Annotated in this window: 17 protein-coding genes and 1 pseudogene; 7 read left to right on the top strand and 11 right to left on the bottom strand. The window is 70.1% G+C overall.

Going from position 1 to position 15,518, the window contains the following annotated elements; genetic code table 11:
- The first annotated feature begins 26 nt into the window (after nucleotides 1-26).
- Nucleotides 27-791: a hypothetical protein gene (locus Q9S36_RS37605; RefSeq protein ID WP_311289872.1), complete on the top strand. Its 765-nt coding sequence runs from the start codon at nucleotides 27-29 to the stop codon at nucleotides 789-791.
- A gap of 115 nt (nucleotides 792-906) precedes the next feature.
- Nucleotides 907-1,935: a thioredoxin-disulfide reductase gene (gene trxB, locus Q9S36_RS37600; protein ID WP_311289871.1), complete on the top strand. Its 1,029-nt coding sequence runs from the start codon at nucleotides 907-909 to the stop codon at nucleotides 1,933-1,935.
- 16 nt (nucleotides 1,936-1,951) lie between these two features.
- Here the strand turns inward: trxB and Q9S36_RS37595 are convergent, their stop codons facing one another.
- Together Q9S36_RS37595 and Q9S36_RS37590 are read right to left on the bottom strand one after the other, a co-directional pair.
- Nucleotides 1,952-2,566, bottom strand: coding sequence for a hypothetical protein (locus tag Q9S36_RS37595; RefSeq protein WP_311289870.1), 615 nt, complete (start codon nucleotides 2,564-2,566; stop codon nucleotides 1,952-1,954).
- Nucleotides 2,563-3,009 (bottom strand): MarR family transcriptional regulator, encoded by a 447-nt coding sequence (locus Q9S36_RS37590; protein ID WP_311289869.1) that lies wholly within the window; start codon nucleotides 3,007-3,009, stop codon nucleotides 2,563-2,565. Before Q9S36_RS37590 ends, Q9S36_RS37595 begins: the two co-directional genes overlap by 4 nt.
- 172 nt (nucleotides 3,010-3,181) lie before the next feature.
- On the opposite strand from Q9S36_RS37590, the gene trxA reads away from it, so the two are divergent.
- The gene (gene trxA, locus Q9S36_RS37585; RefSeq protein WP_396653919.1) at nucleotides 3,182-3,538 is read left to right on the top strand and encodes a thioredoxin; all 357 of its coding nucleotides are present in this window, start codon (nucleotides 3,182-3,184) and stop codon (nucleotides 3,536-3,538) included.
- A gap of 103 nt (nucleotides 3,539-3,641) precedes the next feature.
- Here trxA and Q9S36_RS37580 read toward each other — a convergent pair whose 3' ends face one another.
- The gene (locus Q9S36_RS37580) at nucleotides 3,642-4,286 is read right to left on the bottom strand and encodes a GNAT family N-acetyltransferase (protein ID WP_311289868.1); all 645 of its coding nucleotides are present in this window, start codon (nucleotides 4,284-4,286) and stop codon (nucleotides 3,642-3,644) included.
- Nucleotides 4,287-4,328: 42 nt separating this feature from the next.
- Between Q9S36_RS37580 and Q9S36_RS37575 the strand changes: the two genes are divergently transcribed.
- Together Q9S36_RS37575 and Q9S36_RS37570 are read left to right on the top strand one after the other, a co-directional pair.
- Nucleotides 4,329-5,543, top strand: coding sequence for a pyridoxal phosphate-dependent aminotransferase (locus Q9S36_RS37575; RefSeq protein ID WP_311289867.1), 1,215 nt, complete (start codon nucleotides 4,329-4,331; stop codon nucleotides 5,541-5,543).
- 80 nt (nucleotides 5,544-5,623) lie between these two features.
- Nucleotides 5,624-6,403: a lysophospholipid acyltransferase family protein gene (locus Q9S36_RS37570; protein WP_311289866.1), complete on the top strand. Its 780-nt coding sequence runs from the start codon at nucleotides 5,624-5,626 to the stop codon at nucleotides 6,401-6,403.
- A gap of 251 nt (nucleotides 6,404-6,654) precedes the next feature.
- Here Q9S36_RS37570 and Q9S36_RS37565 read toward each other — a convergent pair whose 3' ends face one another.
- The 8 genes and pseudogenes from Q9S36_RS37565 to rpmH all read right to left on the bottom strand — a co-directional run bounded on the left by Q9S36_RS37565 (nucleotide 6,655) and on the right by rpmH (nucleotide 11,996).
- A complete protein-coding gene (locus tag Q9S36_RS37565) occupies nucleotides 6,655-7,662 on the bottom strand; it encodes a ParB/RepB/Spo0J family partition protein (RefSeq protein ID WP_311289865.1) in 1,008 nt (335 codons plus the stop codon).
- Between the two features lie 61 nt (nucleotides 7,663-7,723).
- Nucleotides 7,724-8,752 carry a ParA family protein gene (locus Q9S36_RS37560; RefSeq protein WP_396653921.1) on the bottom strand — a complete coding sequence of 343 codons (1,029 nt, stop codon included), beginning with the start codon at nucleotides 8,750-8,752 and terminating at the stop codon, nucleotides 7,724-7,726.
- Nucleotides 8,753-8,875: 123 nt separating this feature from the next.
- Nucleotides 8,876-9,607, bottom strand: a complete 732-nt coding sequence (gene rsmG, locus Q9S36_RS37555) for a 16S rRNA (guanine(527)-N(7))-methyltransferase RsmG (RefSeq protein ID WP_311289864.1) — start codon at nucleotides 9,605-9,607, stop codon at nucleotides 8,876-8,878.
- Nucleotides 9,604-10,185, bottom strand: coding sequence for a R3H domain-containing nucleic acid-binding protein (locus Q9S36_RS37550; protein WP_311289863.1), 582 nt, complete (start codon nucleotides 10,183-10,185; stop codon nucleotides 9,604-9,606). The genes rsmG and Q9S36_RS37550 overlap by 4 nt, the downstream gene beginning before the upstream one ends.
- 71 nt (nucleotides 10,186-10,256) lie before the next feature.
- Nucleotides 10,257-11,228 (bottom strand): membrane protein insertase YidC, encoded by a 972-nt coding sequence (gene yidC / locus Q9S36_RS37545; protein WP_311289862.1) that lies wholly within the window; start codon nucleotides 11,226-11,228, stop codon nucleotides 10,257-10,259.
- Nucleotides 11,229-11,273: 45 nt separating this feature from the next.
- Nucleotides 11,274-11,480, bottom strand: a pseudogene (gene yidD / locus Q9S36_RS37540) (membrane protein insertion efficiency factor YidD); the annotation flags it as partial.
- Nucleotides 11,480-11,833 (bottom strand): ribonuclease P protein component, encoded by a 354-nt coding sequence (rnpA, locus tag Q9S36_RS37535; protein WP_311289860.1) that lies wholly within the window; start codon nucleotides 11,831-11,833, stop codon nucleotides 11,480-11,482. The gene rnpA and the pseudogene yidD, both read right to left, overlap by 1 nt.
- Before the next feature lie 25 nt (nucleotides 11,834-11,858).
- Complete coding sequence (gene rpmH, locus Q9S36_RS37530; protein WP_011758123.1) at nucleotides 11,859-11,996, bottom strand: 50S ribosomal protein L34; 138 nt, start codon at nucleotides 11,994-11,996, stop codon at nucleotides 11,859-11,861.
- A gap of 507 nt (nucleotides 11,997-12,503) precedes the next feature.
- On the opposite strand from rpmH, the gene dnaA reads away from it, so the two are divergent.
- Complete coding sequence (dnaA, locus tag Q9S36_RS37525; protein WP_311289859.1) at nucleotides 12,504-13,949, top strand: chromosomal replication initiator protein DnaA; 1,446 nt, start codon at nucleotides 12,504-12,506, stop codon at nucleotides 13,947-13,949.
- Nucleotides 13,950-14,359: 410 nt separating this feature from the next.
- Complete coding sequence (dnaN, locus tag Q9S36_RS37520) at nucleotides 14,360-15,493, top strand: DNA polymerase III subunit beta (RefSeq protein ID WP_311289858.1); 1,134 nt, start codon at nucleotides 14,360-14,362, stop codon at nucleotides 15,491-15,493.
- Nucleotides 15,494-15,518 lie beyond the last annotated feature (25 nt).

Below are 15,518 nucleotides of genomic sequence, written 5' to 3'. Positions count from 1 at the left end.
TCTGCCTACCTGGAGGAGGTGACCCGGTGTCCGACCCCGACCTGACCCCCGAGCACGACGCCGTACGTCGCCTGCTCGCCGACGCCCGGCACGAGGGGCCGACGCCGCCGGAGGTCGTCGCGCGCCTCGACGATGCCCTCGCCTCGCTGGTCGCCGAGCGGTCGACCACCGAGCCCACGACGTCCCGCGCCGAGGAGCCGGCCGCGGCCCCCACCGCGCCGGTGGTGGACCTCGGCGCCCGGCGTCGGCGGCTGATCGGCACCGGTGTGCTCGCCGCAGCCGCTGTCGTGGTCGCCGGGGTGGCCCTGGGACAGGTCCTGCCCGTCGGCCGGGGTGGCGAGGACGCCGGGTCGAGCGCCGGGAGCGCCGATCGCAGCACCTCCCTAGCCGAGGACGACGCCGGCGCCGGGTCCGGCGCCACGCCCGAGGGGGACGCCGGGAAGGACCGCTCGTCGGGCCAGGAGCTGGCGCCGAACAGCAAGTCGGCGAGCCCGGCCCCGCTGGCGGGCGTGCCCACGCTGTCGAGCGGCGACCCCGCCCTGGAGGAGGAGGTCGCGGCGCTCCGCTCGTCGGCGGCGTACTCCGCGCGGGCCCAGCGGCGCCAGGCGCTCGAGATGATGCGCACCTGCAGCGTGCCGGAGCTGGGCGAGGGACGGCGCGTGTCCGCGCGGGTCGACGGGCAGCCCGGCGTGGTGCTGTTCCAGCCGCCCGACGGCACCGCCCAGGGCGTGGCGATCTACGTCTGCGGCGCCCAGGAGCCCGTACGCACCCTCACCCTGCCCGCCCCCTGACCCGTCCGGACCCGGTAGGAACAAGGCTGGCCTACGATCGGTTGAGGAGGGTGCACGTCCGGCGTGCCCCCGGCACCGGATCCCCCACCGCAATCGCAGGAGCAACTGACCGCCCATGAGCACCTCGTCCGCCCAGGCCGATTCGACCACGCGCAACGTCATCATCATCGGCTCCGGACCCTCGGGCTACACGGCCGCCGTCTACGCGGCCCGGGCCTCGCTCGAGCCGCTCGTGTTCGAGGGTTCCGTCACCGCGGGTGGCGCCCTGATGAACACCACCGAGGTGGAGAACTTCCCCGGCTTCCGCGACGGCATCATGGGCCCCGCCCTGATGGACGAGATGCGTGCCCAGGCCGAACGGTTCGGTGCCGAGCTGGTGTCCGACGACGTGGTCGAGGTCGACCTCACCGGCGACGTGAAGGTCGTCAGGACGGCCACCGACACCTACACCGCGCGCTCGGTGATCCTGGCCACCGGTTCCGGCTACCGCAAGCTCGGCCTCCCGCGCGAGGAGGAGCTCTCTGGCCGCGGCGTCTCGTGGTGCGCCACCTGTGACGGCTTCTTCTTCCGCGAGCAGGCGATCGCGGTCGTCGGCGGTGGTGACTCCGCGGTCGAGGAGGCCACCTTCCTCACCCGCTTCGGGTCGAAGGTCTACCTCATCCACCGCCGCGACGAGCTGCGCGCCTCGAAGATCATGCAGGAGCGTGCCTTCGCCGACCCGAAGCTCGAGATGGTCTGGAACTCCGAGGTCGCCTCGATCAACGGCACCGACAAGCTCGAGTCGATCACGCTCCGCGACACCGTCACGGGCGAGGAGCGCGACCTCGACGTCACCGGCCTGTTCATCGCGATCGGCCACGACCCGCGCTCGGAGCTGCTGACCGGCCAGGTCGACCTCGACGACGACGGCTACGTGGTCGTGAGCCACCCCTCGACGCGGACCAACGTGCCGGGCGTCTTCGCCGCCGGCGACCTTGTCGACCACCACTACCGCCAGGCGATCACGGCGGCCGGCACCGGCTGCGCCGCGGCCCTCGACGCCGAGCGCTTCATCGCCGCGCTGGACCACGAGGCCTCCACGGCCGGCGACGCCGCCGCGACCGTCGAGGAGATCAGCGAGCAGGTTCAGACCGCCGGCGCCTGAGCAGCGGGCGGCCCGCTCACGGGCGAGCCACCACCTCCGCGGCTCGCCGCAGCAGCGTCGCGACCTCGCGAGGGTCGTCGACGTACAACCCGACCCGCTCGACGGTCCACGGTCCACGTGCGGTCTCCAGCGTGGTCGGTCCGGTGAGCGCGAGCTCGAGGTTCGTCTCCCCCATCCCGACGAGCATCAGTCCGTCCAGCTCCTGGAGCGTGCGCACCAGACCGGGCACCTCGTGCGTCGCAGCCTGGACCCCCGCGAGCGCCACGAGGGGTACGACGACCCGCGTCCGAGCGCCGCTGCGCACCACGAGGTGGGTGTCGGCCACGAGGTGCGGCCGCACCCTCATCGATGCGAGCAGCCCGAGCATCCAGACCACGCCCCACACGCCGAGCACCAGGAACGGAAGCCTGGCCGCGGGCAGCCACCGGTGCAGGACGACGTCGAGGACGACCACCTCGACCGCGGAGCCGAAGATCCACAGCCACATCATGGGTCCGGCCAGCTGGCCGTAGCCGATCGGTGTCGTGCCTGCAGGGACGTCGGGCCGCCTCGCCACCCACCGGGCGAGCGAGCGGTAGAGGGCGACCTCGAACAGCACCGCCTCCCACGCGAGCGCGAGTGCCCGCCTCATCGCGCCTCCTCCTCGACCATGAGGCGGGCGAAGCGCTCGGTCGTCGCTGCCAGCACGTCGACGAAGACCGCGAGCCGTGCGGGCGGCACGTCGCCGAACAGGCGCGCGGCCAGGTCGGCGTGCGAGTCGACGAGCTCGCGGATCGTGCGCTGTCCGAGCGGCGTCGGCGTGACGAGCGCGGCCCGGCGGTCGGTCGGGTGCGGCTCGCGGGTGACGTGCCCGCTCGCCACCAGGCCGTCGACCAGCCCGGTGACGTTGCGCGGGGTGACCCCCAGCGCCGCGGACAGCGCCTGCTGCGTGCTCGGGCCGGCCCCGCCCAGCACCCACAGCAGGTGCACCCGCGGGGTGGTGAGCCCCGCCTCGCGCTCGAAGCGGCTGAGGTCGGACTGCACCAGGGTCGCGAGGTGCAGCACGCGATCGAGGGCCTCCGTGTGTGCGGTCATGCAGTGAATGTACTTCACCATGTAGTTGCTACACCACTTCTCGGCCGTGCGGTAGTCCAGTGACGAGCTGCGTCCCCGGACGCCAATTTCCACCGACTGCCACTGGACTACCCCGGTGCCACGCGGTGGGGAACAACTGTCGGGGGCGTGGTGTTGACTGAGGCATCACCCGATGACACCTGACTTCCTGAAAGGGGCAACCGCAGTGGCCGACATCGCCGCCGTGACCGACGCCGAGTTCGAGGCGCAGGTCCTCAAGTCCGACAAGCCCGTCCTGGTGGACTTCTGGGCGGAGTGGTGCGGCCCGTGCCGCCAGGTCGCCCCGATCCTCGACGAGCTCAACAAGGAGCACGGTGAGAAGCTCACCTTCCTGAAGATGAACGTCGACGAGAACCCGGTCACCCCCTCGTCCTACCGCGTCACCGGCATCCCGACCATCAACGTCTACCAGGGCGGCGAGGTCGTGAAGTCCATCGTGGGCGCCAAGCCCAAGGCCGCGCTCCTCAAGGAGCTCGAGGGCATCATCTGAGACACGCAGCCGTGCGCGCTGGCGCGCACGGCGTCGCGTGGCCAGGTTGAGCAAGCGACGTCCCTGAGCCTGCGAAGGGACGCGAGCGCGACCACCGAGCCTGTCAGTCGCCCGAGGCGGCCCGCACCGATCCGATCGGGCGGGCCGCCTTGTGCGTGGGGCGCACGACGCCCCACACCCGCTCCAGCGCGGCCTCGACCTCGTCCTTCCACGACAGCGTCGTGCGCAGCTCCATGCGCATGCGCGGCGTCGTGGGGTGCGCCCGCTGGGTCTTGAAGCCCACACTGCCGAGGAAGTCCGCCGGCAGGACGCAGCCGTCGGCGCGGCCGCGGGTGTCGCCGTACGCCTCGATCGCGGTGTGGCCGCGTTCGACGAGGTCGGCGGCCATCGCCTGGACGAGCAGGCGTCCCAGACCGCCGCCGCGCATCGACGGCTCGATCCACGCCGTCGCGGCCAGGATCGCGTCGGGCGACGTCGGAGCCGTGGGCAGCGCCGCGGCACCCGGCAGGCGCGCTGCCGGCGCGTAGACGATGTGCCCGACCGTGCGCCCGTCGACACGGACGACGCGGCCGCACGAGCCCCAGTCGCGCAGGACGCCGGAGAGCCAGTCCTCCTTCTGCGCGATCCGCTCGGCCTCGTCGAGGCGCGCGCGGTCGACGGGTGCGAGCTCCCAGAAGACGCACGCGCGCACGGGGTCGGCCAGCTCCGCGAGGTGGTCGACCGTCAGGCGCGCGGTCTTGCGGGACACGTCCTCGATGCTAGCGCCGCCCGCGGCCTGCGAAGATGAGGCGTGCGCCAGATCCGACAGAGCAAGAAGCTGCAGGGCGTCCGCTACGACGTGCGCGGGCCGATCCTCGTCGAGGCCCAGCGGCTCGAGGCCGAGGGACACCGCATCCTCAAGCTGAACATCGGCAACACCGCTCCGTTCGGCTTCGAGGCGCCGGAGCAGATCCTCGCCGACATGATGCACCACCTGCCGCAGTCCCAGGGGTACGCCGACTCGCAGGGCATCTGGTCGGCCCGGACCGCGGTGATGCACTACTACCAGTCCCGGGGGCTGCGGGACGTCGGCGTCGAGGACGTCTTCATCGGCAACGGCGTCTCCGAGCTGATCTCGATGGTGCTGCAGGCCTTCGTCGACGACGGCAACGAGATCCTGGTGCCGGCTCCGGACTACCCGCTCTGGACGGGCGCGGTGACCCTGGCCGGCGGGATACCGGTGCACTACCGCTGCGACGAGGACGACGACTGGAACCCCGACCTCGCCGACATCGAGTCCAAGATCACCGAGAACACCCATGCCCTGGTGATCATCAACCCGAACAACCCCACCGGGGCGGTCTACAGCGAGGAGACGGTCAAGGGGCTCGTCGACATCGCCCGCCGCCACCAGCTCGTCGTCATGGCTGACGAGATCTACGAGAAGATCCTCTTCGAGGACGCCGAGCACCACCACGCGGCGACCTTCGGCGGCAACGACGTGCTCTGCCTGACGTTCTCCGGTCTGTCCAAGGCCTATCGCGTCTGCGGCTACCGGGCCGGCTGGGTGATGATCTCCGGGCCCAAGGAGCTCGCCACCGACTTCCTCGAGGGCCTCACCCTGATCGCGAACATGCGCATGTGCGCCAACGTGCCGGCCCAGCACGCGATCCAGACCGCCCTCGGCGGCTACCAGTCCATCGAGGAGCTCATCGGCCCCGGCGGGCGGTTCTACGAGCAGTCGATGCTCGCGCACCGGCTGCTCAACGAGATCCCGGGTGTCTCCAACGTGAAGCCGCGAGGTGCGCTGTACTGCTTCCCGCGCCTCGACCCTGAGGTCTACCCCATCGAGGACGACCAGGAGTTCGTCATCGAGCTGCTCCGGGCGAAGAAGATCTTGGTCACCCATGGCACGGGCTTCAACTGGCCCGCTCCCGACCACTTCCGGCTCGTCACCCTGCCGGAGGCGAGCGTGCTGGAGGAGGCGATCGGCCGGATCGCGGACTTCCTTGCCACCCGGCGCTGACCGACCGGCGCCGGCCGGGTGCCGGGAGTCACGCGGCGCACGTCTGGTCGGCCTCGACCCGCGTCCCTAGGCTTCGCTCCATGCGCGACGTCACCTATCCCCCGATCATCCGGACCGCCCTCACGGGCTTCAAGGCGCTCGGCCAGACCTTCCAGATGACCGGCACGGACAACGTCCCCCGCACCGGTGGTGTCCTGCTCGCCTTCAACCACGTCAGCTACCTCGACTTCATCTACGGCGGCTTCGCGGCGCACCCCTCGCGGCGCCTGGTGCGGTTCATGGCCAAGCGCGAGATATTCGACCACCCCGTCGCCGGGCCCGTGATGCGCTCGATGCACCACATCGAGGTGGACCGCGGGGAGGGCGTGGCCAGCTTCCACACCGCCGTGGACTACCTGCGGCGAGGCGAGGCCGTCGGCATCTTCCCCGAGGCGACGATCTCGCGGGCCATGGAGCTCAAGGAGCTCAAGACCGGTGCCGTACGCATCGCGGCGGAGGCCTCCGTACCCCTCGTTCCGGTGATCCTCTGGGGCACCCAGCGGATGATGACCAAGGACCACCCCCGGGACTTCTCGCGCGGCAAGACCATCGCGATCACCGTCGGGGAGGCGATGCACCCCTCGGGTGCCGACCCGGCCGGTGACACCGCCGAGCTGCGGCGCCGGATGAGCGCGATGCTCGCCGACACGGTGGCGGCCTATCCCGCCGACGAGCAGCCGCCCGGCTCGTGGTGGGTGCCGGCCTCGATGGGTGGGGGTGCGCCCACGCTCGAGGAAGCCGCCGCCCTGGATGCGGCGGAGAAGCGCGAGCGCGCCCGCCGCCGCGCCGAGAAGCGCGCGAAGCGACAGGGCGACAAGTAGATCTGTCGATGTGTCGACAAGTGCCTTTGTCGACAATGTTGCAAGGATAGGCGACTCTCTGCACCCGGTGGTCGAGATGCGAGCGCAGCGAGCCTCGAAACCACCCCTTTACCGGTTTCGAGGCTCGTCGCTGGCGCTCCTCACACCTCAACCACCCACGGCGTGATGGCGAGCGCACCCACCACCCGATGGTTGAGGTGCGAGCGCAGCGAGCCTCGAAACCAAGCGCCCGTCTGGTGCCGGGCTGCGCGTCAGATGGGGCGGTCGTCGCGGTTGCGGGGATCCATGATGTCGACGATGCGGCGCAGGTCGTCCAGGCTCGCGAACTCGACGGTGATCTTGCCCTTGGCCTTGCCGAGGTCGACCTTGACGCGGGTCTCGAGCCGGTCGGAGAGACGGTCCGCGAGCTCGCCGAGGCCGGGGGCGACCGGCTTCTTCCTGACGACCCTGGGAGCGTCGTCGTCCGCCACGCCCAGGGAGACGATCTCCTCCAGGCCGCGCACCGAGATGCCTTCGGCGGTCACCCGCGCTGCGAGCTTGTCCTGCAACCCGGCGTCCTCGACGGTGAGGAGCGCTCGTGCGTGGCCGGCCGACAGCACCCCGGCGGCGACGCGGCGCTGCACGGCCGGTGAGAGCTTCAGCAGGCGAAGTGTGTTGGAGATCTGCGGACGCGACCTGCCGATGCGCTGGGCGAGCTCCTCGTGCGTGCACCCGAAGTCCTCCAGCAGCTGACCGTAGGCGGCTGCCTCCTCCAGCGGGTTGAGCTGCGAGCGGTGCAGGTTCTCCAGCAGGGCGTCGCGGAGCATGTCCGTGTCGTCGGTCTCGCGCACGATGGCGGGGATCGTGTCGCGGCCGGCCTCCTGGGACGCACGCCACCGGCGCTCGCCCATGATCAGCTCGAAGGACTCCTCCCCCGTCTGGCGCACGACGACGGGCTGGAGCAGGCCCACCTCGCGGATCGAGTGGACGAGCTCGGCGAGGGCCTCCTCCTCGAACACCTGCCGCGGCTGGCGCGCGTTGGGACGCACCTGGCTGATCGGGAGCTCGGCGAAGTACGCCCCGGCAACGGTCCCGGCCGCACCCGAGCCTCCCGGAGCGCCGCCGTCACCGCTGCCCGCAGCGGTGCCGTTCGACGTGGACGTCGCGGGCGACACCTCGGTCTCCCCGGCGACCTGGGACGCAGCCGGCTGGGACGGAGATGTGGGGATCAGCGACCCCAGTCCTCGTCCGAGTCCACGACGGGGCGGGTTGGCGTTCATGCAGGGTCCTCGCAGTGGTGGTCGATCAGGGGGAGCAGGGGGGACGAACCAGTCGGGGCGCTCATGCCGGCGCTCCCTTGCTGGCGATCTCCCGGGCCGCCTCGAGGTAGGAGAGCGCACCCGCCGAGGCGGGATCGTAGGTCATCACGGTCTGCCCGTACGACGGCGCCTCCGAGACCCGTACGGATCGGGGGACCGCGGTCTTGAGCACCTGGTCGCCGAAGTGACCGCGCACCTCCTCCGCCACTCCCGCCGCCAGGCGGGTGCGGGCGTCGTACATCGTGAGCAGGATCGTCGAGACGACCAGCTGCGGGTTGAGGTGCTGCCGCACCATCTCCACCGTCTCCAGGAGCTGGCCGAGTCCCTCGAGGGCGTAGTACTCGGCCTGGATCGGGATGAACATCTCTCGTCCGGCCACCAACGCGTTGAGGGTGAGCAGTCCCAACGAGGGCGGGCAGTCGACGAAGACGTAGTCGAAGCGGTCGTCCCCCACGTCGGCCGCCGAGCCGACGAGCGGATGCGCGGTGATCGCCCGGGCCAGGCGCTGCTCACGGGCCACGACGCTCACCAGCTCGATCTCGGCTCCAGCGAGGTCGATCGTGGCGGGTACCACCCAGAGACCGGGGAGGTCGGCACACTCGGTCATGACGTCGGCCAAGGGATGGCCGTCCACCAGCATGTCGTACGTCGAGGGCACGCCCCGGTGGTGCTCGACGCTCAGGGCCGTCGACGCGTTGCCCTGGGGGTCGAGGTCGATGACGAGCACCTTCTGGCCGAGCTGGGCCAGCCCGGCGGCGACGTTGACAGTGGACGTCGTCTTGCCCACCCCGCCCTTCTGGTTGGCGACGACGAACACGCGTGTGGCATTGGGTCGCGGGACTCCCTGCCGACGCAGGCCGCCGCTCCGCGCGAGGACCGAGTGCTGGGCGGCCTGAGCGAGGGGGGTGGCGTGGTCCGTGAAGTCCGGGCCGCCGTCGGCGATGTCGGCCGCGGTGCGTACTTGCCAGGCCGGTCGTGTTTCACGTGAAACGTCGGCCGGCGAGGTTTCACGTGAAACATCGGCACCATCCGCAACCTGTGGATGAACCAGCCCCTCCTGTGGAGAGTCCCGCTCAGCAGGCGGGGTTGGGTCGGTGGAAAACTCCGCGGGGGACTCACTGGCCGCGCGCCAGTCCGCATTCCCGGTGGGACCGTGGGTCACCTCAGACACCTCTCACTGTGCTGCACGCCGAACGCGCCTCTTCTGCGTCGAGCGACGCGTGGACTCGCGGGCAAGGGGCCAACCTATCCGCGACGGATCGGCCCACGACACCCGGACCACCGTCGTCGGCGGATCCACCACACCGATACCCACCTCGAAGACCTCCGGAACCCCGCACCGCCAGGTGTGGAGGAACGATGCGGCATCGGCGATCTCGTCCCGCACCGAGCGCCCCTTCATCGCCACCAGCGCCCCGGAGGGGGCGACCAGGGGCATCGACCACCCCATCAGCCGTTCCAACGGAGCGACCGCCCGGGAGGTCACGACATCGAACGTCGCCGTGCCGTGCAGGTCCTCGGCACGCCCTCGGACGACCGACACGTGGGAGAGCCCAAGCTCGGCCACGACCTCGTCGAGGAAGGCGGTGCGACGCAGCAGCGGCTCGACGAGGGTCACCGTGACGTCGGGACGGGCGATCGCGAGGACGAGTCCTGGCAGCCCGGCGCCCGTGCCGATGTCGCACACGGTCGCCTCCTGTGGGATCGCCTCTGACAGGACCGCCGAGTTCAGGATGTGTCGGTCCCACAGGCGGGGTGCCTCACGCGGCCCGATCAGCCCGCGGAGCACCCCCTCGGTGGCCAACAGATCGGTGTAGCGCACCGCGAGGTCCAAGCGGTCGGACGCGAACACCCCCCGGGCCACCTCGGGCACGGAGGGTGTTTCACGTGAAACGTCGTCAGTCACGCGGGAAGGATCACCACGTGACGCTTGGGCTCGGCGCCCTCCGACTCGGAGGTCAGGCCGGCAGCGGCCACCGCGTCGTGCACGACCTTGCGCTCGAACGCGCTCATCGGCTCGAGGGACAGAGGCTCGCCGCTGTCGCGCACCTGCGCGATCGACGTCTCGGCCAGGGCGACGAGCCGCTTGCGCTGCTCGGCCCGATGACCACCGACGTCGAGCATGAGGCGCGAACGCTCCCCGGTCTCGCGGTACACGGCGAGGCGGGTGAGCTCCTGGAGCGCCTCGAGGACCTCCCCGTTGCGGCCGACGAGCTGGCTCAGATCCGCCCCGCCGATCTGCACGCTCGCGCGGTCGCCCTCCACGTCCATGTCCAGGTCGCCGTCGAGGTCGGCGATGTCGAGCAGCTCCTCGAGGTAGTCCGCTGCGATGTCGCCCTCGTGCTCGAGGCGCTGGATCTTGGACAGCCGCGGTGCTCCGGACGCGTCCTGCTCCTGCCCGGCCTGCTCCGACCCGGCGGCGTCGGTCGGCTCGGTGGTCTCGGTCGCGTCGGCGGACCCGCTGTCGGTCAGCTGCTCACTCACGTTGTCTCCTGCTCTGGATCGTGTCGATCAGTACGTCGGCCCCACGCGGGCGCCGGCGGGGATATCGGGGGTCAGCGCTTCTTCTTGTTGCGCTGGGCCTTGGTCTGGCGCTGGGGCTGCTGGCGGGTCTGCGACTTCTCGGCACGGCGGGCCTCGGCCTCGGCAGCAAGCCGCTCCTCCTCCTCCTGCGCCGGGGTCTTGAGCCCCTTGCGGGCCGCCTTGGCGCGGTCGCGCTCCTCCTTGGCGTCGGCTGCCGGGGTGCCCGGGGCCGGGTTGTTCCGGATGACGTAGAACTGCTGGCCCATGGTCCACAGGTTCGACGTGGTCCAGTAGAAGAGGACGCCGACCGGGAACGCGATGCCGCCGACCGCGAAGACGACGGGAAGCACGTAGAGCAGCATCTTCTGCTGCTGCGCGTAGGGACCGGACAGCGCGTCGGCAGGCATGTTCTTGCTCATCAACTGGCGCTGCGTGAGGAAGGTGGTGGCCGTCATCGCCAGCACCAGGAACGCTGCGAGTACACGGACGCCGAGGTCGTCGGTGTTCAGGAAGGTGTCGGAGATCTTGGCGCCGAGGAAGACGGCGTCCCCGAACTGCGTGTTGAGCTGCTCGGTCATCAGGCCGCGCTCGTGGGACGGGTCCTTCGCCGCCTGGTCGATCAGGCGGAACAGCGCCAGGAAGATCGGCATCTGGAGCAGGATCGGCAGACAGGACGCGAACGGGTTGGTGCCCGAGTCCTTGTAGAGCTTCATCGTCTCCTGCGCGAGACGCTCCCGGTCGTGGCCGTACTTCTTCTGCAGCTCGCGCACCTTGGGCTGGATCAGCTGCATGTTCCGGCTGGACTTGATCTGCTTGACGAACAGCGGGATCAGCGCCATGCGGATCACCAGCGTCAGCCCGATGATCGACAACACCCACGCGGTGCCGGAGGCCTCGCCGAACAGCGCGCCGAAGAGCTTGTGGAAGCCCACCAGCACCGCCGAGATGACGTAGTAGAGCGGGGCCATGATCGCGCCGCCGATGGCGCCGAAGAAGTCGAGCACTCAAGCTCCTCGAGTTGCAGGGGACTCCGCGGCCGACGCGGCACGGGAGGGAACGGGGTCGTAGCCGCCGGCGGCCCAGGGGTGGCACCGGCCGATGCGACGTACGGCGAGCCAAGTGCCACGCACCGCACCGTGCTCGGTGACTGCCTCGAGGGCGTACGCCGAGCAGGTCGGGTGGTAGCGGCACACCTGGCCGTAGAGCGGACTGATCGCGAACCGCCAAGCACGGATGAACGCGATGAGGACGTGCTTCATGACCGGCTCACGCGCTCGAGCGTACGGTCGAGGTCCGCACCCAGCGTCGCGTACGACGCCCCGGCGGCGGCGGGCAGTGCCCGGACCACGAGTGCAGCACGACCCGGAAGCTCCTCCAGCACGGGGAGGCGCTCCCGGGTCAGATGGCGAAGTCGTCTCTTCACGCGATTGCGTGTGACGGCGTTGCCCACGGCCTTGCTGACCGTGAATCCCACCTGCGGAGGGCCGGGCTCGGCGCTGGTGTCACACGCGAGGTGGACGACCAGCGTCGTCGAGCCGGCCCGTCGTCCGCCACGGACTGCTCGGCGGAAGCCGTCGCTGTCGGTCAAGCGGTTGACGGTGGAGAGCACGGCGGGCTGCCGTGAGCCCTGGCCGTCAGACGGCCAGGCTCTTGCGGCCCTTGCGGCGGCGGCTGGACAGGATGGCGCGGCCGGCGCGGGTCCGCATGCGCAGACGGAAGCCGTGCACCTTGTGACGGCGACGGTTGTTCGGCTGGTACGTACGCTTGCTCACGGCTATTTCTCCGAAGGTTTCGAGGGATGTCCACTCCACAGCGAGGTCGGTGCTGGGCCCGGTTCAGGTACTTCGGCCGGCACCGCCCGCCCACGCGGCCGCCTGGTGGCGGATCGTGGACATGCGGCACCCGTCGACACGGAGCGACCGGCCAACGGTACGCGGTGGGGAAAGAGGGGGTCAAACCCACGACGACCCTACCCGGACCCGCCTGTGGATGACGTCTTGCCCGAGGCGACGCCCGGTTGTTACGTTCCACTTCTCCGCGGTCTGTGAAAACCACGGTTCATCCAGGGTCGGCAGCGCGCTGTGACCCGGGTCACACGGTTCCGATTTCCGCCTCTGACCTGCGCAAACGCTGGGAGGATCGCCGGCTGGAGCAGGGCGGGGACCCCGGTCGCAGCGATCGGGACCATCAGTTCACAGCTTGTGGACAACTCTGTGGACTCGGGACGCGGCGACGTCTCCGGGTGTGACCTCAGACATGGAACAGCGAAGGCGGTCCGAGTGGACGACCAGCAGGTAGATCTCGGGACGGCGTGGCAGCAGATCGTCGAGGACCTCCAGCCCAACCAGCGCGCCTGGTTGCGGCCCAGCGTGCCGATGACGCTCCACGAGAACACCGCCATCATCGCCGTCCCCAACGACTTCACGCGCAACCAGCTCGAGGGCCGGCTGCGCAACCACATCGAGGACGCCCTGACCGAGGGGTTCGGTCGCGAGATCCGCATGCTCGTCACGGTCAATCCCGCACTCGAGTCCGAGGCGCCCCCCATGATCGACGAGTCGACAGATCAATCTGTCGCTTTGTCGACAAATGACCCCGGCCCGCTGGAGCAAGCAGCGCCGGTCCTCTCCGACCCCGAGCCGCCCGGGGGCCACGTGATCCCGGGCGAGCGCCGGCCCTCCGCCCTCGAGACCCGGCTCAACCCCAAGTACACGTTCGAGACGTTCGTCATCGGCTCGTCGAACCGGTTCCCCCACGCCGCGGCCGTCGCCGTCGCAGAGGCGCCGGGCAAGGCGTACAACCCGCTCCTGGTCTACGGCGAGTCCGGCCTGGGCAAGACGCACCTGCTCCACGCGATCGGCCACTACGTCCGCAGCCTCTACAGCAACGCGAAGGTGCGCTACGTCTCCAGCGAGGAGTTCACCAACGAGTTCATCAACGCAATCCGCGACGACCGCCAGGACCGCTTCAAGCGGCGCTACCGCGACGTCGACGTGCTGCTGATCGACGACATCCAGTTCCTGGAGGGCAAGACCCAGACGCAGGAGGAGTTCTTCCACACGTTCAACACCCTCCACAACGCGAACAAGCAGATCGTGCTCACCTCCGACCGCGCGCCCAAGCGTCTCGAGGCGCTCGAGGACCGGCTGCGCAACCGGTTCGAGTGGGGGCTCATCACCGACGTGCAGCCGCCGGACCTCGAGACCCGCATCGCGATCCTGCGCAAGAAGGCGGCGATGGACCGGCTCACCGCCCCGCCGGACGTGCTGGAGTTCATCGCCTCCAAGATCCAGACCAACATCCGCGAGCTCGAGGGCGCCCTGATCCGGGTGACGGCGTTCGCCAACCTCAACCGCCAGGAGGTCGACATGACCCTGGCCGAGATCGTCCTCAAGGACCTGATCCCGGAGGGTGGTGAGCCGGAGATCACCCACGCGCTGATCATCGCCCAGACCGCGGCCTACTTCGGCGTGTCCCTCGAGGACCTGACCGGGCCCTCCCGCGGCCGGCACCTGGTGATGGCCCGCCAGATCGGGATGTACCTCTGCCGCGAGCTCACCAGCATGTCGCTGCCGCAGATCGGCCGGGAGTTCGGCGGGCGCGACCACACCACGGTGATGTACGCCGACCGCAAGATCCGCCAGCTGCTCGCCGAGCGGCGCGCGGTGTTCAACCAGGTCAGCGAGCTCACCAACCGGATCAAGATGCAGGCGCGCCAGGCCTGAGCCTGTCGTTCGGCGACGCCCCGCGCGTCACGTGTGGAGAACATGTGATTCGGTCCGGCGCTTCGTCCCCAGCCCCTGTGCACTCACCGGGACGAACCACACGACTGCTGGTGGCGTCCACACCGCAGCACGGTGAGCCCCCACCACGTCCACACCCGTCGTTCACAGAGTCTTGGGGTCCTGACCTGCGCAAACACGAGTTCTCCACAGTTTCCACGGACCCTATGACCACTACGAACCTCAAGACTGGTCCGATCACCCACGAACATCGAACAGCCCGACCTCTGGGGAGAACCCTCCCGTCGTGTCGGGAGCGCGTGGCAGGATGCTCATCCCACGCGCCTGTGCGCGTCTTCTTGTCTGCCTGCTGACCTGCCCTCACCGCACCACCTCTCCCCGAGGAGACCCTTGTGAAGTTCCGCGTCGAACGCGACGTCTTCGCCGATGCCGTCGCCTGGGCTGCCCGCAGCCTGCCGGTCCGTCCCAGCTCGCCCGTGCTGGCGGGCCTGCTGATCGAGGCGAGCGACGCGGGCCTGGTGCTCTCGACCTTCGACTACGAGACCTCGGCGCGCGCGACGCTGACCGCCGAGGTCAACGACGAGGGCAAGGCGCTCGTCAGCGGCCGCCTGCTCGCCGACATCTGCCGCAGCCTGCCGGCCAAGCCGGTCGAGCTCACCCTCGACGGCCCCCGCGTCTCGCTCACGTGCGGGTCCGCACGCTTCAGCCTCCAGACCATGCCGGTCAGCGACTACCCGACCCTGCCGGAGATGCCGTCGGCCACCGGCACCGTCTCGAGCGCCGACTTCGCCCACGCGGTGGCCCAGGCCGTCACCGCCGCCGGTCGTGACGACATGCTCCCGGTGCTCACCGGTGTGCGGATCGAGATCGACGGATCCACCATGGCGCTGCTCGCGACCGACCGGTTCCGTCTCTCGCACCGCGAGCTGACCTGGAACCCGCAGTCCCCCGACGAGTCGGTGGCCGCGCTGGTCCCCGCCAAGGTGCTCAGCGACACCGCCAAGTCGCTGACCTCGGGCGCCGAGGTCACCATCGCGCTGAGCTCGGGCGGCGCCGGCGAAGGCCTCATCGGCTTCGAGGGCACCGGTCTCGGCGGCGTGCGTCGTACGACGACCCGCCTGCTCGATGGCGAGTTCCCCAAGGTGCGCTCGCTGTTCCCCGCCGAGCACCTCACCGTCGCGAAGGTCAACAAGGCCGAGCTCATCGAGACCGTCAAGCGCGTCGCGCTGGTGGCCGAGCGCAACACGGCCGTCCAGATGAAGTTCGGCGACCACCAGATCGTCCTCGACGCCGGGTCCGGCGACGAGGCGATGGCGACCGAGGCCGTCGACGCCGAGATCACCGGTGACGACCTGACCACCGGGTTCAACCCGCAGTTCCTCCTCGACGGCCTCACCGCCATCGACGGGGAGTTCGTGGACCTGGCCTTCACCCAGGCCACCAAGCCGGTCGTCATCTCCGGCACCGATGCCGACGACGCGAGCTCCTTCCGCTACCTGCTGATGCCGCGCCGCCTGCTGAGCTGATCACGCCGTCCCCGATCAGCGCGGT

It is taken from the genome of Microbacterium sp. ARD31, from assembly GCF_031844425.1.
The sequence above is the reverse complement of the archived record's forward strand: the minus strand, read 5'-3'. Positions and strand labels throughout refer to the sequence as shown.

Excerpts from the sequence above, each read along its gene's own strand:
- Q9S36_RS37565 (WP_311289865.1), bottom strand. The coding sequence starts at position 7,662 with ATGAACGCCAACCCGCCCCGTCGTGGACTCGGACGAGGACTGGGGTCG.
- Q9S36_RS37595 (WP_311289870.1), bottom strand. The coding sequence starts at position 2,566 with ATGAGGCGGGCACTCGCGCTCGCGTGGGAGGCGGTGCTGTTCGAGGTC.
- trxA (WP_396653919.1), top strand. The coding sequence starts at position 3,182 with ATGACACCTGACTTCCTGAAAGGGGCAACCGCAGTGGCCGACATCGCC.
- Q9S36_RS37570 (WP_311289866.1), top strand. The coding sequence starts at position 5,624 with ATGCGCGACGTCACCTATCCCCCGATCATCCGGACCGCCCTCACGGGC.
- Q9S36_RS37590 (WP_311289869.1), bottom strand. The coding sequence starts at position 3,009 with ATGACCGCACACACGGAGGCCCTCGATCGCGTGCTGCACCTCGCGACC.
- trxB (WP_311289871.1), top strand. The coding sequence starts at position 907 with ATGAGCACCTCGTCCGCCCAGGCCGATTCGACCACGCGCAACGTCATC.